Here is a 22,329-nt window from a genome sequence, read left to right as displayed (position 1 = left end):
CCCACGCTCTGCGTGGGAGACCTGGCGCCGTGACGCTCTGCGTCACAAGCGCTGGAAGCAGAGCGTCCGGCGATGCGTTACCACGCGGACGGTTCGACGCCTCGACGTGGGAACGATCAACCCTGTGAGGGTAAGCAAATGCTGCAAACCATTCTCCCCATCCTGATCTTCGCCGCCCTGGCCCTCGCGGTCATCGGGGCGGCCAAGCGCTTTTTCATATGGCGGCGCGGCAGACCGTCGAAAGTCGACTGGATCGGCGGCCTGCTGAAGATGCCGCGTCGCTATCTGGTCGACCTGCACCATGTAGTCGAGCGCGACAAGTACATGTCCAAGACCCACGTGGCCACCGCCGGTGGCTTCGTGCTGGCGGCAGTGCTGGCCATCGTCGTGCACGGTTTCGGCCTGCATAACCGTATCCTCGGCTTCGCCCTGCTGGCCGCCACGGTGCTGATGTTCGTCGGCGCTCTGTTCGTCGCCAAGCGTCGTCTCGACCCGCCATCGCGCCTGTCGAAAGGCCCATGGATGCGCCTGCCGAAAAGCCTGCTGATGTTCGCGGCGAGCTTCTTCATCGCCACGCTGCCGGTGGCCGGGATTCTGCCGGTCGGTTTCGGTGGCTGGGTGCTCGCGGCCATCCTCGCCGTTGGCGTGGCCTGGGGCGTGTCCGAGTTGTTCCTGGGCATGACCTGGGGCGGCCTAATGAAGCACGCCTTCGCCGGCGCCCTGCATCTGGCCTGGCACCGTCGCAGCGAACGCTTCGGCGGTGGCCGCTCTACGGGCTTGAAAGCCCTCGATTTGGACGACCCGAAAGCCCCGCTGGGCGTGGAAAAACCCACCGACTTCACCTGGAACCAGTTGCTCGGCTTCGACGCCTGCGTGCAGTGCGGCAAATGCGAGGCCATGTGCCCGGCGTTCGCCGCCGGCCAGCCGCTGAACCCGAAAAAACTGATCCAGGACATGGTCATCGGCCTGGCCGGTGGCAATGACGCCAACTTTGCCGGCAGCCCCTACCCCGGCAAACCGCTAGGCGAACACAGCGGCGGTCCGCATCAGCCCATCGTCTCGCTGCAAGGCAAGGCGCTGGTGGATGCCGACACCCTATGGTCGTGCACCACCTGCCGCGCCTGCGTCGAGGAATGCCCGATGATGATCGAGCACGTCGATGCCATCGTCGATATGCGCCGTCATCTCACGCTTGAGAAGGGGGCGACTCCCAACAAGGGCGCCGAGGTGCTGGACAACCTGATCGCCACCGACAACCCGGGCGGCTTCAATCCGGGTGGCCGGCTGAACTGGGCCGCCGACCTGAACCTGCCGCTGCTGGCCGACAAGCAGGAAACCGACGTGTTGTTCTGGGTCGGCGACGGCGCCTTCGATATGCGCAATCAGAGAACGCTGAGAGCCTTTGTGAAGATCCTCAAGGCTGCCGACGTCGACTTCGCCGTTCTGGGCCTGGAAGAGCGCGACAGCGGCGACGTGGCGCGCCGTCTCGGCGACGAAGCGACCTTCCAGCACCTGGCCAAGCGCAACATCGCCACCCTGGCCAAGTATCGCTTCAAGCGCATCGTCAGCTGCGACCCGCACAGCTTCCACGTACTGAAGAACGAATACGGCGCACTTGGCGGCGACTACCAGGTGCTGCACCACAGCACCTTTATCGACGAGCTGGTGCGCAAGGGCTCGCTGAATCTCGGCCAGAGCAAGGCCGCCAGCGTCACCTACCACGATCCGTGCTACCTCGGCCGCTACAACGGCGAGTACGAGGCGCCACGCGCCGTGCTCAATGCCATCGGCATCGAGGTCAAGGAGATGGAGCGTTCCGGCTTCCGTTCGCGCTGCTGCGGCGGCGGCGGCGGCGCACCGATCACCGACATCCCCGGCAAGCAGCGGATTCCCGACATGCGCATGGTCGACATCAAGGAAACCGGCGCCGAAGTGGTGGCCGTGGGCTGCCCGCAGTGCACGGCGATGCTCGAAGGCGTGGTCGCACCGCGTCCGGAGATCAAGGACATCGCCGAGCTGGTTGCAGAAGTGCTGATCGAAGCCACCGAAGTACCGGCCAAGCACCCTGCCACCAAGCGCGAACTGGCGGAGGTGCAGTGATGAAGCCGCTAACCGCTTGCCTCCCCTCTCCCGCTTGCGGGAGAGGGGCCGGGGGAGATGGCATGTCCGGCCACCACAACGTCGCCTGCTTCCCCCTCTCCCTAACCCTCTCCCCCAAGGGGGCGAGGGAACCGTCCGTGCCTGACCAGGAGAACGCAGCATGAGCGACATCATCCGCCGCGACCCTCGCGCCGAGTGGATCGCCCGCAACCGCCTGCACCCGTTGCATGCGTCGATGCAGAAGGCCGAAACCAGTTGGATGGGCCCCAACGGCATCATCCGCAAGAACCCGCACGCCATCGCCGCCGGTTTCATCGGCCCCGCCGGGCTCAAGCGTATCGACCGCAGCGGCGCCCAGCAGGGCACCAGCGGCAAACGCAGCAGTGCCAGTGTCGAGGTGCAACTGCCGCTGCACGTGGTCGAGCAACCGGCCTTCCACATCTGCGTGGTGCCAGACATGGTCGGTGGCCGTCTGTCCAGCCATGACAAGGATCTGCTCGGACTGGCGCGCAAGCTGGCCGGCGATAGCGGTGCCGTAGTTGCCGTGATCTTCGGTGAAGACAAGGAAAGCGCTTTCGACACGGCCGGCGTCGACCGTCTGCTGCGTATCGTCGGCGATGCCTTCGACGGCTACGCCCCAGAAGCCCGCGTACTGGCGCTGAGCGCCGTGGAGAGCCAACTGGCACCGCGTCACTGGCTGCTACCCGACAGCCGCACCGGTGGCGGCGAGCTGGGCCGACGCCTTGCCGCCAAGCTCGGTGAGCGCCCGGCGACGCGCGTCTGGCAGGTCGCCGGCGAGCAGGCCATCGGCCGTGCCGGCAGTGGCCAGCAGGATATCCAGCGCGCGCTGCCACGGTTGATCCTGGCTGCCGCCGAATGCGCCGAGCCGGTCAGCGACACTCGTCATGAAGCCCGCACCCTGGAGCTGGCCGAAAAAATCGCCCACAGCCTGCCACGCGTCGAAGATCTCGGCCCGGTGGCCGTCGACCCTGCACAGATTCCCATGGCCGAAGCCGAGTTCATCCTCTCCGGCGGCAACGGCGTGAAGAACTGGAAGCTGTTCCACCAGGCCGCCGTTGCCCTCGGCGCCACCGAAGGCGCCTCACGCGTCGCGGTCGACGACGGCTTCATGCCGCGCAACCGCCAGGTAGGCGCCACCGGTACCTGGGTCACCGCCCGCGTCTACCTGGCCGTCGGTATTTCTGGCGCCATCCAGCATCTGCAGGGCATCGGCGCCTGCGACAAGGTGGTGGCGGTGAACATGGACCCCGGCTGCGACATGATCAAACGCGCCGACCTTTCGGTGATCGGCGACTCGGCGGCGATCCTTGCCGCACTGATCGAACACGTTGCTGCCTGGCGCCAGGCAGGAAAACGTGATGCTGCGTAACCCGGATGCGATCCGGGGTCACCATCAGCTTTCCCGGATTGCATCCGGGCTACGGGGACACCATGACTGATCTGAATATCGTCGCTCTGGTCTCGGTCGGCGCCCACCCGACCTCGGGCCGCCCACGCCGCGCCGAGCAGGACGCCCGCGCGGTGGAGCTTGGCCTGCGCCTGGGCGGTCAGAATCTGCAACTGCTGCACGCCGGCGACCCGCAGGCCGAAGCCCTGCGAGGTTATCTGGGCATGGGTCTGGAGCAGCTTGATGTGCTGGAACAACCGGAAGGCGCCGACGCCCTGCCGCTGCTGGTCGATTACCTGCAAGGCAGCCGCACGCAGCTGGTGCTCACCGGCAGCCAGGCGGAAACCGGCGAAGGCTCCGGCATGCTGCCGTTCCTGCTGGCCGAGCGCCTAGGCTGGCCGATGGTGGTCGGCCTGGCGGAAGTGGAGAAGGTCGAAAACGGCGTCGCCCAGGTGCTACAAGCCCTGCCGCGCGGCCAACGGCGCCGCCTCAAGGTGCGCCTGCCATGCGTCGCCAGCGTCGACAACGCCGCCCCGGTCGCTCGCCAAAGCGCCTTCGGCCCGGCGCGACGCGGGCAGATCGAAGCCCACGAAGTCACCGTGGTGGATGACGCCCTGCTGGCCGAGGCCAGCCTGCAGCCGGCCAAGCCAAGGCCCAAGCGCCTGAAGGTGATCAAGGCCAAGACCGGCGCGGAACGGATGAAGGCGGCGACGGCCAAAGCCAGTGGTGGCGGCGGCCAGATCCTCAAGGACGTCTCGCCACAGGAAGGTGCAGAGGCTATCTTCAAACTATTGATCGAAGAAGGGGTTCTGCGCTGACCGAGGGCTGAAGACCAACTGCGCAGCGCCTGCCTCGCCACAAGGAGCCACGACCATGATGCATGCCGATCTGATCGACCAGGAAGACTTCCGTGAACGCCTGATCGCGCTAGGCCTGAGCATTCCGCCCGGCGTCACGCCCGAGCAGGCCTGCGAACTGGCCGTCAGCGGCCTCAGCGCCGAACGCGCCGTGGCCCTGCGCCGACTGGTGGAAGAGTTGCTTGGCGGCAGTGCCACCCTGCTGCCGAACGTGCGTGAGGCCATCAGCCGCCACCTGCTGCCGGCGCTAGTGCCGAAGCCGGCTTGATCTGCTTAAGACTTGCCGAGTGCGCCGGGAGCGATCCGCCTCGGCCGACCAAAGGCCTACAAGGCAGAGGTTGGTGGGCTAAAGCCCACCCTACATCGACTACAGCGCACCGCGTAGGTAGGCCGGACGGCGATCCGTTTCATACGTAGGGTGGGCTTTAGCCCACCGAAACAATTACCACTGAAAACGAAAACGGGGCGCCAATGGCGCCCCGTTTCATTGCCGCTCGATTCAGATACGCACACTGGCAAAGGTCGACTCACCTTGCGCACGGTTGAGCGCCAGTACCGCGCTGGAGTTGACCTGCTGCTCGGGAATCGGCAGCAGCATCACCAGGTTGTTGCCTTGCTGGCCGGCACGCTCGTCGCGCGGCGGAATGCCAAAATACTCGCGATAGCACTTGGAGAAATGCGGGGTGGATACGAAGCCGCAGACCGACGCCACTTCGATGATCGACATGCTGGTCTGCTTGAGTAGTTGCCGTGCACGAATCAGGCGCAGCTTCAGGTAGTAGCGCGACGGCGAGCAGTGCAGGTACTTCTGGAACAGGCGCTCGAGTTGGCGACGGGAGATGTCGACGAAGCAGGCCAGTTCGTCGAGGTCGATCGGCTCCTCCAGATTCGCCTCCATCAGCGCGACGATTTCCTGCAACTTGGGCTGGTTGCTGCCGAGCATGTGCTTGAGCGGCACACGCTGGTGATCCTGCTCGTTGCGGATGCGCTCGTAGATGAACATTTCCGAGATACCGGCCGCCAGCTCGCGGCCATGCTGTTGGCCGATCAGGTGCAGCATCATGTCCATCGGCGCAGTGCCGCCGGACGAGGTATTGCGGTTGCGGTCGATGGAAAACAGGCGGGTGGTGATGGCCGCACGCGGGAAGGCTTCCTGCATCGAGGCCAGGCACTCCCAGTGCACGCTGCAATCGTAGCCATCGAGCAGACCGGCCTTGGCCAACGCCCAGCTACCCGTGCACACGGCACCGAGCTGGCGACCCTGGCGCGCCTGCAGTTGCAACCAGCTGACATGCTCACGCTTGACGCTGTGCTGAATATCCACGCCACCACAGACGATCACCGCATCCAGCGTCGGCGCTTTTTGCATGGCAGCGTCCGGAGTGATCTGCAGACCATCGCTGGCGCAGACCGGCAAACCATCGTGAGTGAGGGTGTGCCAACGGTACAGCTCCTTGCCGGAAAGCTGGTTGGCCATGCGCAGAGGCTCAATCGCCGAGGCGAGGGAAATCAGGGTGAAATTGTCCAGCAACAGAAAACCAACGGACTGGGTGACACGGTTCTGAGGCTGAGGCCCCTGGGCGGACTGCGACATAGTGGATCCCTCACGCAAAGCACGGTAGCGACCCACGCGAACGCACAGGTCCTGGTTTTTTCATGGCGCTGACACCAGCCAGCGGTGTACCCATGACAACGCAAAGGTCATGCCTAAATTGTTCATGCGTTCAATAAAAATCATGCGCTCGGGATACGGGCTCTCCAGCGGTTCGCCTCTCCAGGCAGATAAGCCGGCCAGCAGACGCTGAGCATTTCGGTAGCAGTCCACGTATCAGGCAGGTTATCGATCAGTAACGCGTCACGGGTAACGACACATGCATAGCCGCACGCACCAAAAAATCGCCAATCAGTTACTCTGCACAGCCAATCGCACCAGCATGAATCGCTGCCGCCAACAGCACGCCAGCAGCACACGCACAGCAGCGCCCGCACGTCCGGCCATAGACAGGAAAGACGCACCGAAAAAGCCTGAAAAGTGTATTAATTTCAGTAAAAATCGTAAAAAAACAACAAAAATAAAGATATATGAGAGTTTTCTGAGATGCATTCAAAGCCCTGCGGGCTTGGCTCGGACAAACACTTTGACAGGCATCCCGAGAACCTTTTCTCTCAGCTTGCTGTCAATTTTTTTCAACACAGCTACAGCCCCCGTAAAACGGCGGCTGTAGCCTGATGAAAACGCTGAAAAGCACGCCCGGCGCGGCTTCCAGGCTTGACCTGGGGGTAAAAAAGTCTGTTATGGTTTTTATAGCGTGCAGCCAAACCACTCACTTTTCGCCCAGGCGAGTTCGAGTGGAAAACGGCACATACGCAGCGGACAGTGCTATGTCGTCGCCCAACACGTCAGAGTCGCAAACCGACAATTGCGCAGACTCCAAGGCGATATCGTTGAATCAGCTGATCACGTCGCTGCCACTTCACGGGAAGCTGGCAGACTGGGGCCCTCCGCCCCGGGCCGAAGAACAGACAAGCGCTGGCCGCCCCTCATGACGGGCGCCAGCCCAACAAGAAATTTCGGATGTACGCATGTTCCAGGATGGAGCATGAACCCCCAAGGGACTGGGTTCAAAACACTGCCAGAGGGTTTGGAAAGCGGTTTGCAGCACGGCAAGGCAAGGTTCACTCATCATCACTCGACGACGCAGCGGGCAGCAGTCCCAGCATGGTGCGGTCGTTGCAGCGTGTCTGAGTGCGGCTGCAAGCCACTGCCGCATAACGCTCACCAGGCAAAAACTCAGCAAACACCCGCGAGGGTGCCAGCGGCCCGCCATGGTTGGTCTACGCTTCGTCGACGCGTATCCGCCATGTCTGCGCCAACGAGATCGTTTGAAGGGGAAACGTCCCATGCAGTCTGGAAAGATCGTGGTCGAACACCTGTACAAGGTTTTCGGCTCAAACCCACAAGAAGCCATCGACCTGCTCAAGGAAGGCTGGAGCAAGGACAAGATCCTTGCCGAGAAGGGCGCGGTGATCGGTGTCAGCGATGTATCGTTCAGCGTCGAGGAAGGTGAGATCTTCGTCCTCATGGGCCTGTCCGGCTCCGGCAAATCCACCCTGATCCGCCTGATCAACCGCCTGGTCGAACCCAGCGCCGGGGATGTCTACATCGACGGGCAGAACGTCGCCAAACTGCCGCAGTCGCAGCTGATCGACCTGCGCCGGCGTGACATGAGCATGGTCTTCCAGTCCTTCGCCCTGATGCCTTCGCGCAGCGTGCTGGACAACGCCGCCTTCGGCCTGGAAGTGGCAGGCATAGGCCGCAAGGAGCGCGAGAAGCGCGCCATGGAAGTGCTCGAACAGGTTGGTCTGGACACCTTCGCCCACAAGTACCCGCATGAACTGTCCGGCGGCATGCAGCAGCGTGTCGGTCTGGCCCGCGCACTGGCGGTGAACCCGTCGATGATCATCATGGACGAGGCGTTTTCCGCCCTCGACCCGCTCAAGCGCCGCGAGATGCAGGACGTGCTGCTGGAGCTGCAGAAGACCCACCGCCGCACCATCATCTTCGTCTCGCACGACATCGAAGAGGCCATGCGCATCGGCACCCGCATCGGCATCATGGAAGGCGGCAAACTGATCCAGGTCGGCACCCCGCAGGAGCTGATCGAGAAGCCCGCCAACGACTATGTGCGCAATTTCTTCGACACCGTCGATACCAGCCGCTACCTCACCGCCGGCCAGCTCAAGGCCGACAGCGTGCCGACCTACGTGCACAACGGCAAGGCGCCGGACGCCACGCGCATCTGCAAGGAGCTGCAGGCGCTGGACAAGCACTACGCCTTCATCGTCGACGAGGACAACCACTTCCAGGGCTCCATCAGCCTAGAGAAGATCGCCCTGATGGTCGACGGCGACGAACCCCGACCACTCGAAGCCGATGCGCTCAAGCAGGTCGTACCGGTACCCGAAGACATGCCGCTGGAGCACGTCATCACCCGCCTGGTGGACAACGAAGGGCCGATCCCGGTGGTCGACGCCGACGGCCACTACTGCGGCGCCATCAGCAAGGGCCGCCTGCTGACCCGACTGCAGGGGGAATCCCATGAGTGACAAGAAACTCGACCTGGGCAGCTGGGTCAACGACGTCGTTCAACACCTGCTGGACAACTACAGCGGCGCCTTCGACAGCATCGGCAAGGTCGTCAGCGGCTTCTCCGAAGCCATCGAGGCGCTGCTCATGCTGCCGCCGGCCTGGCTGCTGATCGCCATCTTCGTCGCCCTCGGCCTGTGGCGCATTGGCGCACGCTTCGCGGTATTCACTGCGGTGGCCTTCATTCTCATCGTCATGACCGGCTTCTGGGAGCAGACCGTGGTCACCCTCGGCCTGACCTTCTCCTCGACCCTGATCAGCCTGCTGCTGGGCATCCCGCTGGGCATCTGGGCAGCACGCAGCGAGCGCGTGGCGACCATCATCCGGCCGATTCTCGACTTCATGCAGACCATGCCGGCGTTCGTCTACCTGATCCCGGCTGCCATGCTCTTCGGCCTTGGTCGCGTACCAGGCATCATCGCCACGGTGATCTTCGCCATGCCGCCAGCCGTGCGCCTGACCAGCCTGGGTATCCGCCAGGTGAACAAGGAAATCGTCGAGGCCGGTCAATCCTTCGGCTGCACCAGCCGCCAGTTGCTGTTCAAGGTGCAACTGCCCAATGCCATGCCGTCGATCATGGCCGGGGTCAACCAGACCATCATGATGGCCCTGTCGATGGTGATCATCGCCTCGATGGTCGGCGCCGGCGGCCTGGGCAACGATGTGCTGGCGAGCATCCAGCGCCTGGACATCGGCCTGGGCTTCGAGAGCGGCATGGCCGTGGTGCTGCTGGCGATCATCCTCGACCGCATCACCGAAAGCTTCGGCACGCCGCAAACCAACAAACGCGGCCTATTCGCCTGGGTCAGTGGCAAGCTGCAGCGCCAGTCCACTTAATCGGTTTTTTCACTTCACAGGGAACCGCAGATGAAAACGATCAAGACCACCGCCGCCATCGGCCTGCTGTCCTGCGCACTGATGCAAGGTGCCATGGCCGCCGAGCCGGCCAGTTGCAAACAGGTGCGTTTCGCCGAGATCGGCTGGGCCGACATCGCCGCCACCACTGGCGTGGCCATGACCCTGGCCGAAGGCCTGGGCTATCAGCCGCGCAAGATCATGGCCTCGGTGCCCATCGCCTTCACCGGGGTGAAGAATGGTCAGATCGATGCCTTCCTCGGCTACTGGGCACCGTCGATGGATTCGGTGATCGAGCCCTTCCTCAAGGACGGTGGCGTCAAGGTGCTGGAGAAAGCCAACCTCGAAGGCGCCAAGTACACCCTGGCGGTGCCCACCTACGCAGCAGAGGCCGGCCTGAAGAGCTTCCAGGACATCGCCAAGTTCAAGGATCAGCTCGGCGGCAAGATCTACGGTATCGAGCCGGGTAACGACGGTAACCTGCTGATCGACGGCATGATCAAGAACAACCAGTTCGACCTTGGCGGCTTCCGCATGGTCGAGTCCAGCGAGGCCGGCATGCTGGTGCAGGTATCGCGCGCCATGCGCAAAAAAGAGCCGGTGGTCTTCCTCGGCTGGGCGCCGCACCCGATGAACACCCAGTACGACATCACCTACCTGTCCGGTGGTGACGACGTGTTCGGCCCCGACTACGGCGCGGCCAAGGTCTACACCGTGGTACCACCGGATTACGAAGCGCGCTGCGCCAACGTCGGCAAACTGCTGAACAACCTGCAGTTCACCGTCGAGATCGAAAGCCAGCTGATGGAAAAGGTGCTGGAAAAGGAAAACCCGCAGACCGTCGCCAAGGAATGGATCAAGGCCAACCCGGCGATCCTCGACCAGTGGCTGAGCGGCGTGACCACCTTCGACGGCCAGGACGGCGTTGCCGCCGTGAAAAAACACGTAGGGCTGTAACCAGCCACGACCCGATTCGGGCTCGCCTCTCGGGGTTCGAGCCCGAACGCCTCCCCAACAACCATTAGCGGCTGATGTCTGGCCGTGACGGGGAGGCTTTGCCCGCGAACCGGCAATCTGCTGCGCAATACGGATTCGCAAGGCCCGCAATGAGAACGAGCCAGTCAACGATCTTGCAACTGCCACTCACTGATGGAGCACAACAAATATGCGCGTACTCAAGCAACTCTGCCTCGGCGCTGCCGCCCTGGCCATCGGCATGGGCAGCGCCCTGGCCGCCGACAAACCCACCCTGAAAATCGGCTACGTCAACGGCTGGGATGACAGCGTCGCCGTCACCCATGTCGCCGGTGAAATTCTGCACAGCAAACTCGGCTACACGGTCGAACTGAAGCCGGTCGAACCCGCCATCATGTGGCAGGGCGTGGCCCGAGGCGACCTCGACGCCACCCTCTCCGCCTGGCTGCCGGCCACCCACGGCGAGTACTTCGACAAGCTCAAGGACAAGGTGGAAATCCTCGGTACCAACTACTCCGGTGCCAAGATCGGCCTGATCGTGCCGGACTATGTCGAAGCCAAGAGCATCGAAGACCTGGAAAAATACGCCAAGGACTTCGACGGCAAGATCACCGGCATCGACGCCGGTGCCGGCGTGATGCGCCGCACTGAAGACGCCATCAAGGCATACAACCTGGCCAGCATCAAGCTGATGCCCAGCTCCGGCCCGGCCATGGCCACCGCCCTGACCCGCGCCGAGAAAGCACAGAAGCCCATCGTGGTTACCGGCTGGATTCCGCACTGGATGTTCGCCAAATGGAAACTGCGCTTCCTCGAAGATCCGAAGAAAGTCTTCAGCGATGACGAACGCGTCGACACCGTGGCCAACCCGCAGCTGAAGGACAAGGCTGCCGACGCTGCCGCCTTCCTTGCCAAGCTGTCCTGGAGTGGAGAAGAAGTCGGTTCGGTGATGCTGGCCATTCGTGAAGGTGCCAAGCCGGAGCAGGCGGCCAAGGACTGGATCGCCGCCAACCCGGAGCGCGTCGCCGAGTGGCTGAAATAAGCACCGACGCGTAACGCCTCAAAGCGGGCTGCGGCCTAATACCGATCAGTTAAGCGCCCGACTGGCTACGATCAGTCGTCCCCTCTCGGGAGAGGGTTAGGGAGAGGGGTAAATGGCCGTTTCGCGGTATTGCGGCCCTCTCCCCCAACCCCTCTCCCGTAAACGGGAGAGGGGAGCCAAACGCGTACAGCCTTAACTGACTGCTATTAGGCTTCGGCCCGCTTTGTCGTTTCTGCTTGCCTCGCCCTGTAATTGATCGATCAATAAAAATCCGCCTAGACTGCGCCCTCCTGTCCCCCATGGAGAGCCCGATGCCCAAGGTCGGCATGCAGCCCATTCGTCGTTCGCAACTGATCGCCGCCACCCTGGAAGCCGTCGACCAGGTCGGCATGGCCGATGCCAGCATCGCCTACATCGCCCGTCTGGCCGGGGTTTCCAACGGCATCATCAGTCACTACTTCAAGGACAAGAACGGCCTGCTCGAAGCCACCATGCGCCACCTGATGCAGGCACTGCGCGATGCCGTGGCCGAACGACGCCAGGCGCTGAGCGATGACAGCCCGCGCGCCCACCTGCGCGCAATGATCGACGGCAACTTCGACGACAGCCAGGTCAGCGGCCCGGCGATGAAAACCTGGCTGGCGTTCTGGGCCAGCAGCATGCACCAGCCCGCCCTGCGCCGGCTGCAACGGGTCAATGACCACCGCCTCTATTCCAACCTCTGCGGCCAGTTCCACCGCGCGCTGCCGCAGGAGCAGGCACGCCAGGCCGCCCGCGGGCTGGCTTCGCTGATCGACGGCCTGTGGCTACGCGGGGCGCTGTCCGGCAAGGCCTTCGACACCGCACAGGCCCGCCGCATCGCCTACGACTACCTCGACCTGCAGCTGGCCAAGGCCCGTTAGGGGTTGCCGGCGGCGAGGCCTCACGCGCATGACCTTGGTGGGCTAAAGCCCACCCTACCCGTTAACGGCTCTACGCAATAACCGCCTGGCCATGTCGTGATTGGCGGCGCCCTGTCGTTTTTGTTGATTGATCGTTCAATTTAAATAAAATAGGCTGTTCTCCAAGCAGATCGAAGACAGAGGACAGCCCATGCCACGTTTCGCCGAACAGCAGCTCTACATCGGTGGCCAGTACGTCGCCGCCAGCAGTGGAGAAACCTTCGACAGCATCAACCCGGCCACGGGCGAGGTGCTGGCCAAGGTGCAATGCGCAAGCCAGGCAGACGTGGACCACGCGGTGGCCAGCGCCGCCGAAGGGCAAAAGGTGTGGGCGGCGATGACCGCCATGCAGCGCTCGCGCATCCTGCGCAAGGCGGTGGACATCCTCCGTGCGCGCAACGATGAGCTGGCCGAGCTGGAAACCCTCGACACCGGCAAGCCGCTTTCCGAAACCCGCTACGTCGATATCGTCACCGGCGCCGACGTGCTGGAGTATTACGCCGGCCTGATCCCGGCCATCGAAGGCGAGCAGATTCCGCTGCGCGAAACCTCCTTCGTCTACACCCGCCGCGAACCGCTGGGCGTGGTGGCCGGTATCGGCGCGTGGAACTACCCGATCCAGATCGCCCTGTGGAAGTCCGCACCAGCCCTGGCCGCTGGCAACGCGATGACCTTCAAGCCCAGCGAAGTCACCTCGCTGACTGCGCTGAAACTGGCCGAGATCTATACCGAAGCGGGCCTGCCGAACGGTGTGTTCAACGTGGTCACCGGGCTGGGCAGCACTGTGGGCCAATGGCTCACCGAGCATCCAGGCATCGAGAAGATTTCCTTCACCGGCGGCACCGTCACCGGCAAGAAGGTGATGGCCAGTGCCTCCAGTTCCAGCCTCAAGGAGGTGACCATGGAGTTGGGCGGCAAGTCGCCGCTGATCATCTTCGAGGACGCCGACCTCGACCGCGCCGCCGATATCGCAGTGATGGCCAACTTCTACAGCTCCGGCCAGGTGTGCACCAACGGCACCCGCGTGTTCGTGCCGCGCATGTTGCAGGCGCGTTTCGAGAGCAAGGTGCTGGAGCGGGTCAAACGCATCCGCCTCGGCGACCCGCTGGCTGACGCCACCAATTTCGGCCCGCTGGTGAGCTTCGCCCATATGGAGCGCGTGCTCGGCTACATCGAGAAAGGCCGCAGCGAAGGCGCGCGCCTGCTAATCGGCGGTGCGCGCGTCACCGACGGCGACTACGCCAAGGGCGCCTACGTTGCCCCCACCGTGTTCACCGACTGCCGGGACGACATGACCATCACCCGCGAGGAAATCTTCGGCCCGGTGATGAGCATCCTCATCTACGACGACGAGGAAGAAGTGATCCGCCGCGCTAACGACACCACCTACGGTCTGGCCGCCGGCGTGGTGACCCGCGACCTCAATCGCGCGCACCGGGTCATCCACAAGCTGGAAGCCGGCATCTGCTGGATCAATACCTGGGGCGAATCGCCGGCCGAGATGCCGGTGGGTGGCTACAAGCAGTCCGGCGTTGGCCGCGAGAACGGCCTGGTCACCCTCGGCCACTACACCCGCATCAAGTCGGTGCAGTTGGAAATGGGCGATTACGCCTCGGTGTTCTGAGCCCCCTAGCGTGGGAGCGGCTTTAGCCGCGAAAAGCATCGCGGATGAATCCGCTCCCACAAAGAAAGCCGCCCCGTAGCCCGGATGCAATTCGGGAACTGTCACTCGCGTTTTCCCGGATAACAGCCGGGCAACAGGAGGAAGCATGACCCAGGAATACGATTACATCATCATCGGTGCCGGCTCGGCCGGTAACGTCCTGGCCACTCGCCTGACCGAGGATGCCGACGTCAGCGTGTTGCTGCTCGAAGCCGGCGGCCCGGACTACCGCCTGGACTTTCGCACCCAGATGCCCGCTGCCCTGGCCTTCCCGCTACAGGGCCGGCGCTACAACTGGGCCTACGAAACCGAGCCGGAGCCGTACATGAACAACCGCCGCATGGAGTGCGGGCGCGGCAAGGGGCTGGGCGGCTCATCGCTGATCAACGGCATGTGCTACATCCGTGGCAACGCCATGGACTTCGATAACTGGGCCACGGCCAAAGGGCTGGAAGACTGGAGCTACCACGACTGTCTGCCGTATTTCCGCAAGGCGGAAAGCCGCGATATCGGCGCCAATGATTACCACGGCGGCGACGGGCCGGTCAGCGTGACCACACCCAAGAACGGCAACAACCCACTGTTCCACGCCATGATCGAGGCCGGCGTGCAGGCTGGTTATCCACGCACCGATGACCTCAACGGCTACCAGCAGGAAGGCTTCGGCCCGATGGATCGCACGGTGACGCCGCAAGGCCGGCGCGCCAGCACCGCACGCGGTTATCTGGATCAGGCCCGCGCGCGCGCGAACCTGACCATCGTCACCCACGCCACCACCGACCGCATCCTCTTCGATGGCAAGCGCGCCATTGGCGTGGCCTATCTGCAGGGCGACGACCGCACGCCACTGAACGTTCATGCCCGCCGCGAAGTGCTGCTGTGCGCCGGCGCCATCGCCTCGCCGCAGATCCTGCAGCGTTCCGGCGTCGGCCCGGCGGCTCTGCTGCGTGAATTCGACATCCCTGTGGTGCAGGATCTGCCCGGCGTCGGCGAGAACCTGCAGGATCACCTCGAGCTTTATCTGCAGTACGCCTGCAAGGAGCCGGTGTCCATCTTCCCGGCGACCAAATGGTGGAACCAACCCGCCATCGGTGCCAACTGGCTGTTTCGCGGCAAAGGCTTGGGCGCCAGCAACCAGTTCGAGGCCGGCGGTTTCATTCGCAGCCGCGAGGACTTCGCCTGGCCCAACATCCAGTACCACTTCCTGCCGGTGGCGATCAATTACAACGGCAGCAAGGGTGTGCAGGAACACGGCTTCCAGGCGCACATGGGCTCGATGCGCTCGCCGAGCCGTGGCCGCATTCGCCTCAAGTCGCGCGACCCGCGCGAACATCCGAGCATCCTCTTCAACTACATGAGCCATGAACAGGACTGGCAGGAGTTCCGCGACGGCATCCGCATCACCCGCGAGATCATGGCCCAGCCCGCCCTGGACAAGTACCGTGGCCGCGAAATCAGCCCCGGCGCGCACGTGCAAAGCGATGCCGAGCTGGATGACTTCATCCGCAATCATGCCGAAACGGCCTACCACCCGTCCTGCTCGTGCAAGATGGGTGAGGACGAGATGGCGGTGGTCGATGGCCAGGGCCGCGTGCATGGCGTGCAGGGGCTGCGCGTGGTGGATGCGTCGATCATGCCGGAGATCATCACCGGCAACCTCAACGCCACCACCATCATGATGGCCGAGAAGATCGCTGACCGCATTCGTGGGCGCCAGCCACTGCCACGCAGTAACGCACCCTATTTCGTCGCCGGTGAGCGGCCGGCGCGCGGGCAAGCTCAGCGGTCAGTGTCTGTGGCCTGATCACAACCGAGCAGTTGCGCTACCCCCTCGCGAGTGAATACGCCCAGTCTCTGCAGGCGCGTATTCATTCGCCCTTTTACAGCGACGACGCCCGCCCATTACGCAGATAACACCAGGCTTGCTGCTCCAGCCAGGCTTCTGCCGGTGCCAGCCGGTTCGACGCCTGCGTGGCGTTGTGAATTTATTTACGGCGCTGCCGTCGAACGAGGGCATAGCCAGCGATAATGGCGTACAGGTCATCGCCGCCAACCACTGCCGGACGCCTCATGCAGACCAGCCTCCCCTCGCTCGACCCACGCACCGCCCGCCTGCTGCCCTGGATCGTCGCCATCGCTTTCTTCATGCAGACGCTGGACGGCACCATCCTCAACACCGCGCTGCCGGCCATGGCCGGCGATCTCAACGAAGATCCGCTGCGCATGCAGTCGGTGGTGATTGCCTACATGCTCACCGTGGCGCTGCTGATCCCGGCGTCGGGCTGGATCGCCGACCGCTTCGGCACGCGGCGCATCTTCTTCGGCGCCATCGCCCTGTTCAGCCTGGGCTCGCTGCTCTGCGCACTGGCAGAGTCGCTGAGCATGCTGATTGGCGCACGGGTCATCCAGGGCCTCGGCGGCGCACTGATGATGCCGGTCGGGCGCCTGGTGGTGCTGCGTGCCTATCCGCGCTCGGAACTGGTGCGGATCATGAGCTTCATCACCCTGCCCGGCCTGCTCGGCCCGCTGATCGGCCCGAGCCTGGGCGGCTGGCTGGTGGAAGTGGCCAGTTGGCACTGGATCTTCCTGATCAACCTGCCGGTGGGGCTGCTCGGCTGCTGGGCGGTACATCGGCATATGCCGGATCTGCGCGGGCCGGAACGCAGCCGTTTCGACAGCGTCGGTTTTCTCCTGTTCGGCGCCGCCATGCTGCTGATCACGGTCGCCCTGGAAGGCCTCGGCGAGCTGCACCTGCCAACCATGCGCGTGGTGCTGCTGTTGCTCGGCGGCATGGCCTGCCTGGCCGCCTACTGGTTGCGCGCCGGGCGCATCGAACAGCCGCTGTTCTCGCCAGCGCTGTTCCATACCCGCAGCTTCGCCGTGGGCATCATCGGCAACCTGTTCGCCCGTCTGGGCAGCGGTGCCCTGCCCTTTCTCACGCCGTTGCTGCTGCAACTGGCGATGGGCTATTCACCGGCCCAGGCCGGTATGAGCCTGATCCCCCTGGCGCTGGCGGCGATGGCCGCCAAACCGCTGGCCAGGCCGCTGATCGAACGTCTCGGCTACCGCAATATCCTGACCGGCAATACCCTGCTGCTCGGCGCCCTGATCGCCAGCCTGGCCCTGGTCGACGGCGACACCTCGACGCTGCAACTGATCATCCAGCTCAGCCTGATCGGCGCCTGCAACTCGCTGCAGTTCACCGCGATGAATACCGTGACCCTGATCGATCTGGATAACCGCGAAGCCAGCAGCGGCAACAGCCTGCTGTCGGTGGTGGTGCAGTTGGCGATGGGCCTTGGCGTGGCCTCGGCGGCGGCGCTGCTCAGCGGTTTCAGCCGCGAGCTGGGCGACAACGGCCATGTGCTGCAGGCGTTCCAGGCGACCTACCTGTGCGTTGGCCTGCTATCGATGCTGGCAGCGGCGATCTTCCTGCAACTGGACACGAAAGATGGCCGTAGCGGGCGCAATATCGAGGTTTCAGCGGACGAATGAGCGGGCCTGTTACACTGCCGGCCTGTTTCTTCACCCCCGAGCTCTTGCCGTGACCGCTACTGCCTTCGCCAGCCTGCCCATTTCTGCCGCCATGCAGGCCAATCTCGCCGCCATCGGCTATGCCGAGATGACGCCCATCCAGGCCGCCAGCCTGCCGCTGATTCTCAAGGGCCGCGACCTGATCGCCCAGGCCAAGACCGGCAGCGGCAAGACCGCAGCCTTCGGCATCGGCCTGCTGCACCCGCTCAACCCGCGCTACTTCGGCTGCCAGGCCATGGTGCTGTGCCCGACACGCGAACTGGCCGATCAGGTGGCCAAGGAAATCCGCCGCCTGGCCCGTGCTGCCGACAACATCAAGGTGCTTACCCTCTGCGGCGGCGTGCCCTTCGGCCCGCAGATCGGCTCGCTCGAGCATGGTGCGCACGTGATCGTCGGCACGCCGGGACGGGTGCAGGAGCATCTGCGCAAAGGCACGCTGAAAGTCGATGGGCTCAATACCCTGGTACTCGACGAAGCCGACCGTATGCTCGACATGGGTTTTATCGACAGCATCGCCGACATCATCGAGCAGACCCCGGCACGCCGCCAGACCCTGCTGTTCTCCGCCACCTATCCGCCCGCCATCGAGCAGCTTGCCGCACGTTTCTTGCGTAGCTCGGAGCGGGTCGAAGTGGAGGCGCAGCACGACGACGGGCAGATCGAGCAGCGCTTCTACGAAATAGCGCCGAGCCAACGTATGGAAGCGGTCAGCACCCTGCTGCGGCATTTTCGCAAGCAACCGGCGGTGGCCTTTTGTGCCACCCGCCAGCAATGCGATGAACTGGCCGCACAACTGGAGGCCGAGAAGATTTCCGCCGCGGCCCTGCATGGTGACCTGGAGCAACGCGAACGTGATCAGGTGCTGGCATTGTTCGCCAATCGTAGCCTGAGTGTTCTGGTGGCCACCGATGTCGCTGCGCGCGGGCTGGATATTGCGGGTCTGGAAATGGTGATCAACGTCGAGCTGTCGCGCGATGCCGAGGTGCATATCCACCGCATTGGCCGCAGTGGCCGCGCCGGCGAGAAGGGCCTGGCCCTGAGCCTGGTGACGCCGGCCGAAGCCGCACGCGCGCAGGCCATCGAAACCCTGCAGGGCAAGGCGCTGGCCTGGTATCCACTGCCTGCTGCCAGGTCAGCAGGCGAGCCGCTGCTACCGCCGATGCACACGCTGTGCATCGGCGCCGGACGCAAGGAAAAACTGCGCCCTGGCGATATCCTCGGCGCCCTGACCGGCGACGCGGGCATTTCCGGCGATCAGGTCGGCAAAATCACCCTGTTCGACTACCAGGCCTTCGTCGCAGTACAGCGCGACGTGGCCCGCCAGGCACTCAAACGTCTCAGCGAAGGCAAGATCAAAGGCCGGACGCTGCGAGTACGCTTGTTGTAAGGCTGACACAACGATCAAACGGCCCGGGCCGGAGTCATCAATGCGCAATATCCTGGTCATCGAAGACAGCTCGCTGGTTCTGAAAATCCTCGAACATCTGTTCCGCCAGGAAAGTGACCTGCAACCGATTTTCTGTGCCTCGCTGGCCGAGGCCGAGGTGATGCTGGAAACCTCCGCTTCGCTGTTCTTCGCCGCCATCGTCGACCTGCATCTGCCGGATGCGCCCAATGGCGAAAGCGTCGATCTGGTGATGCGCTACCACCTGCCGTGCATCGTGCTCAGCGGCAGCTACAACGAGCAGCGCCGCGACGAGCTGCTGATGAAGGGCGTGGTCGATTACGTGCTCAAGGAAAGCCAGCATTCCTACGAGTACGCCTTCCGCTTGCTGCACCGGCTGGATCACAACAGCCATATCAAGATTCTCATCGCCGACGACTCCAGCGCGCAGCGTCACTACATCCGTCACATCCTCGAGCCGCACCACTACCAGATCATCGAGGCCAGTGACGGCAAGGAAACCCTGCGCCAGCTCAATCAACACCCGGACCTCGACCTGCTGGTACTCGATCACGCCATGCCCGGCGTCAGCGGTTTCGAGTTGGTCAAACTACTGCGCCAGAAGCTGCGCCTCAATGACCTGATCATCATCGGCGTGTCCGCCGACCCCAAGGGCTCGCTCAGCGCGCAGTTCATCAAGCACGGCGCCGACGACTTCCTGCGTAAGCCCTTCTGCCCGGAAGAGCTGAATTGCCGGGTGATGTCGACCCTGGAGCGCCGCGACCTGTTGCGCGCCCTGAAAAAGGCCGCACAGTTCGATGCCCTGACCGGCCTGAACAATCGCCGCGCCTTCTACGAACAGGGCATGCAGCTGCTGCAGCAGGCGCAACGCGAAAATCGCGAAGTCAGCGTGGCCATGCTCGACATCGACCACTTCAAGCAGATCAACGATGGCTTCGGCCACGCCAGCGGTGACAGCGCCCTGGTGGTGTTCGCCCGGGCGATGAGCAATGCCCTGCCGGGCATGCTCCTGGGGCGCCTGGGCGGCGAGGAATTTGCCGTGCTCAGCCTGCACGAAGCCCTGCATGTGGCGCAGGCGCTGGACAGGCTGCGCCAGCAATGCGCGGGCCTGCATTACACGGTCGGTGCGCCGCCGCTCTCGTTCAGCGCCGGGCTCTACCAGGGCCAGCCGCAAGATCTGGAAAGCCTGCTGCACGAAGCGGATATGCGCCTGTATCGCGCCAAGCAGCAGGGCCGTGCACGCACCGTACAGGCCTGATCAGAAACCGTGGCGCTGCAGCGTCGCGGCGTAGCTGCCGTCTTCGTGCATGGCCTCGATCGCCGCATCGAAACGCTGAGCGATGTCGCGATGCCGGGCCAGACTGCGCCGTACCAGAATATGCAGGCCGTTCTCGCTCAAGGGCAGGGGCAGAAATTCCAGCTCATCGCGAATGCCGGCCAACGAGCGCCCGAGCACGAAGCGCGCCACCAGCTCGTCCTCCAGCGCCAGTTGCACACGCCCGGCATGCAGCATGCGCGCCGCACTCTCGAAACTGCCGACGCCGACCTTGCGCAACAGTGGATCGCTATCGAACGCTTTCGAGTAGGCATAGCCTCTGACCACCGCGATGCTGTGCGGATAGAGGTCGGCCAGGGTCTCGAAGCGGATACTGCTGCCCTTGCGCTGCATGAAACGGATGCGATTGAGCAGATAAGGCTGGGAAAAATAACCGTACTCGGCGCGCTCGACGCTGTACCAGGCGTTGATCAGCACGTCGTAATCACCACGCTTGAGCCCCAGTACCGCACGCTCCCAGGGCACCTCGACATAGCTGGTGGTGTAGCCGGCACGGACCAGTGCCTGCTCCACCAGATCGCTGGCCAGCCCTTTGCCAGGTAGCCGCTGATCGTTGAACGGCGGCCAGGGATCGGCCACCAGTTGCAATAGCTCAGCCACAGCCAGTGCTGGCGAGAGCAGCAGGAGCAATAGCCAGGCGCGCGCGGGCATTGGGGCAGACCCATTTTGAATGAACAGTTCTAGTGATAGCAGGCACTGTCGCAATCGTCACTGCGTCATCACCGATAATAGTCACCCAGGCAACATCACCTGCCGTACCGGGGGGGCCGGCAACGCCGGTAGCGGGCGGCTTCGGGTAAACTGCAGCGGTTTTCGCGTAGCCCGCCGTTTCATCTGAGGACATATCGTGTTGCAAACCGACGTACTGATCATCGGCGCGGGCGCCGCCGGCCTGATGTGCGCCGCCAGTGCGGCGGCCCGTGGCCGCCGCGTGCTGGTGCTCGACCATGCCAACAAGGCTGGCAAGAAGATCCTCATGTCCGGTGGCGGGCGCTGCAACTTCACCAATCTGTATTGCGAGCCGGGCAACTTTCTCTCCGGCAACCCGCATTTCTGCAAATCGGCGCTGGCGCGCTTCACTCAATGGGACTTCATCAGCCTGGTGGCCAAGCATGGCGTGCCCTATCACGAGAAGAAGCTCGGCCAGTTGTTCTGCGACAACAAGTCCAGCGACATTCTCGAGCTGCTGCTGGCCGAATGCGCCGAAACCGGCGCGCAAATTCGTCTGGATACCGCTGTGCAGGGTATCGACAAAACCGACGCGGGGTTTCGCGCGCAAACCGACCTGGGCACCGTTACCTGCCAGTCGCTGGTAATCGCCACCGGTGGTCTGTCGATCCCGACGCTCGGCGCCACCGGCTTCGGCTATCAGGTGGCCAGGCAGTTCGGCCATGCGGTCTTGCCGACCCGCGCCGGGCTGGTGCCCTTCACCCTGACCGATCCGCAGCTCAAGACGCTGTGTACGGAGCTGTCCGGCACCTCGGTGGAGGACTGCCGGGTGAGCTGCAACGGCCAGAGTTTCGTCGAGAACATCCTGTTCACCCACCGCGGCCTGTCCGGCCCGGCGATCCTGCAGATCTCGTCCTACTGGCAGGCGGGCGACACCGTGCATATCGACCTGTTGCCGCATATCGACTTGCTCGAGTGGCTGGCCACGCAGCAGCGCGAACGCGGCAACAGCGAGCTGAAAACCCTGCTGGCCGAGTTGTTCACCAAGAAGATGGCGACCCTGCTGGTCGACAGCTGGTTCACCAACAAACCGCTGAAGCAGTACACCCCGGGTGAACTCAAGGCGATTGCCGAAAGGCTCTCCGACTGGCAACTGGTACCGGCCGGCACCGAGGGCTACCGTACCGCAGAGGTGACCCTGGGCGGCGTGAACACCGACGAGGTGTCATCCAAGACCCTGGAGTCGCTCAAGGTGCCGGGCCTGTATTTCATTGGCGAAGTGCTGGATGTCACCGGCCACCTTGGCGGTTTCAACTTCCAGTGGGCCTGGGCCTCGGGTTATGCCGCCGCACAGTATGTCTAGCGCCTGCGTAACCTCAGCGCATACCCAGTGAGCG

Annotated in this window: 17 protein-coding genes; 15 read left to right on the top strand and 2 right to left on the bottom strand. The window is 63.7% G+C overall.

All coding sequences use genetic code 11. From position 1 onward, the window contains the following. Nucleotides 1-138: 138 nt before the first annotated feature. From dgcB to J7655_RS02535, 4 genes are all read left to right on the top strand, one after another. Nucleotides 139-2,100 (top strand): dimethylglycine demethylation protein DgcB, encoded by a 1,962-nt coding sequence (dgcB, locus tag J7655_RS02550; protein WP_230926426.1) that lies wholly within the window; start codon nt 139-141, stop codon nt 2,098-2,100. A gap of 160 nt (nt 2,101-2,260) precedes the next feature. Next, nucleotides 2,261-3,490, top strand: coding sequence for an electron transfer flavoprotein subunit alpha (gene etfA, locus J7655_RS02545; RefSeq protein WP_230926425.1), 1,230 nt, complete (start codon nt 2,261-2,263; stop codon nt 3,488-3,490). 62 nt (nt 3,491-3,552) lie between these two features. Beyond that, nucleotides 3,553-4,326, top strand: coding sequence for an electron transfer flavoprotein subunit beta (gene etfB / locus J7655_RS02540; RefSeq protein ID WP_230926424.1), 774 nt, complete (start codon nt 3,553-3,555; stop codon nt 4,324-4,326). Between the two features lie 55 nt (nt 4,327-4,381). Beyond that, entirely contained in the window at nt 4,382-4,633 is a 252-nt protein-coding gene (locus J7655_RS02535; protein ID WP_230926423.1) for a hypothetical protein, read from the top strand. Between the two features lie 231 nt (nt 4,634-4,864). On the opposite strand, the gene gbdR is transcribed toward J7655_RS02535, so the two are convergent. Then, the gene (gene gbdR / locus J7655_RS02530; RefSeq protein ID WP_230926422.1) at nt 4,865-5,959 is read right to left on the bottom strand and encodes a choline metabolism transcriptional regulator GbdR; all 1,095 of its coding nucleotides are present in this window, start codon (nt 5,957-5,959) and stop codon (nt 4,865-4,867) included. A gap of 1,307 nt (nt 5,960-7,266) precedes the next feature. Between gbdR and J7655_RS02525 the strand changes: the two genes are divergently transcribed. From J7655_RS02525 to J7655_RS02480, 10 genes are all read left to right on the top strand, one after another. After that, nucleotides 7,267-8,472, top strand: coding sequence for a quaternary amine ABC transporter ATP-binding protein (locus J7655_RS02525; protein ID WP_230926421.1), 1,206 nt, complete (start codon nt 7,267-7,269; stop codon nt 8,470-8,472). Further along, nucleotides 8,465-9,349 carry an ABC transporter permease gene (locus tag J7655_RS02520; protein WP_230926420.1) on the top strand — a complete coding sequence of 295 codons (885 nt, stop codon included), beginning with the start codon at nt 8,465-8,467 and terminating at the stop codon, nt 9,347-9,349. The genes J7655_RS02525 and J7655_RS02520 overlap by 8 nt, the downstream gene beginning before the upstream one ends. 30 nt (nt 9,350-9,379) lie before the next feature. Continuing rightward, complete coding sequence (locus J7655_RS02515) at nt 9,380-10,324, top strand: choline ABC transporter substrate-binding protein (RefSeq protein WP_230926419.1); 945 nt, start codon at nt 9,380-9,382, stop codon at nt 10,322-10,324. 208 nt (nt 10,325-10,532) lie between these two features. Beyond that, on the top strand, nt 10,533-11,384 hold the full coding sequence (locus J7655_RS02510; RefSeq protein ID WP_230926418.1) for a glycine betaine ABC transporter substrate-binding protein: 852 nt from the start codon (nt 10,533-10,535) through the stop codon (nt 11,382-11,384). A 311-nt stretch (nt 11,385-11,695) separates the two neighbouring features. Continuing rightward, entirely contained in the window at nt 11,696-12,286 is a 591-nt protein-coding gene (gene betI / locus J7655_RS02505) for a transcriptional regulator BetI (protein WP_230926417.1), read from the top strand. 190 nt (nt 12,287-12,476) lie between these two features. Beyond that, nucleotides 12,477-13,949 carry a betaine-aldehyde dehydrogenase gene (betB, locus tag J7655_RS02500; RefSeq protein ID WP_230926416.1) on the top strand — a complete coding sequence of 491 codons (1,473 nt, stop codon included), beginning with the start codon at nt 12,477-12,479 and terminating at the stop codon, nt 13,947-13,949. A gap of 145 nt (nt 13,950-14,094) precedes the next feature. After that, nucleotides 14,095-15,792 carry a choline dehydrogenase gene (gene betA / locus J7655_RS02495; RefSeq protein ID WP_230926415.1) on the top strand — a complete coding sequence of 566 codons (1,698 nt, stop codon included), beginning with the start codon at nt 14,095-14,097 and terminating at the stop codon, nt 15,790-15,792. Nucleotides 15,793-16,058: 266 nt separating this feature from the next. After that, the gene (gene mdtD, locus J7655_RS02490; RefSeq protein WP_230926414.1) at nt 16,059-17,483 is read left to right on the top strand and encodes a multidrug transporter subunit MdtD; all 1,425 of its coding nucleotides are present in this window, start codon (nt 16,059-16,061) and stop codon (nt 17,481-17,483) included. Nucleotides 17,484-17,532: 49 nt separating this feature from the next. Next, on the top strand, nt 17,533-18,909 hold the full coding sequence (gene dbpA / locus J7655_RS02485; protein WP_230926413.1) for an ATP-dependent RNA helicase DbpA: 1,377 nt from the start codon (nt 17,533-17,535) through the stop codon (nt 18,907-18,909). Nucleotides 18,910-18,949: 40 nt separating this feature from the next. Beyond that, complete coding sequence (locus tag J7655_RS02480) at nt 18,950-20,185, top strand: diguanylate cyclase domain-containing protein (protein ID WP_230926412.1); 1,236 nt, start codon at nt 18,950-18,952, stop codon at nt 20,183-20,185. Here the strand turns inward: J7655_RS02480 and J7655_RS02475 are convergent, their stop codons facing one another. Next, the gene (locus J7655_RS02475) at nt 20,186-20,914 is read right to left on the bottom strand and encodes a substrate-binding periplasmic protein (RefSeq protein ID WP_230926411.1); all 729 of its coding nucleotides are present in this window, start codon (nt 20,912-20,914) and stop codon (nt 20,186-20,188) included. A 196-nt stretch (nt 20,915-21,110) separates the two neighbouring features. Between J7655_RS02475 and J7655_RS02470 the strand changes: the two genes are divergently transcribed. After that, complete coding sequence (locus tag J7655_RS02470; protein ID WP_230926410.1) at nt 21,111-22,295, top strand: BaiN/RdsA family NAD(P)/FAD-dependent oxidoreductase; 1,185 nt, start codon at nt 21,111-21,113, stop codon at nt 22,293-22,295. The last annotated feature ends 34 nt before the right edge of the window (nt 22,296-22,329 follow it).

The sequence above is a fragment of the Pseudomonas wenzhouensis genome (assembly GCF_021029445.1).
GTDB classification, from domain to species: Bacteria; Pseudomonadota; Gammaproteobacteria; order Pseudomonadales; family Pseudomonadaceae; genus Aquipseudomonas; species Aquipseudomonas wenzhouensis.
Note: the sequence above shows the minus strand (reverse complement) of the source record. Positions and strands in the feature narration are given on the sequence as shown.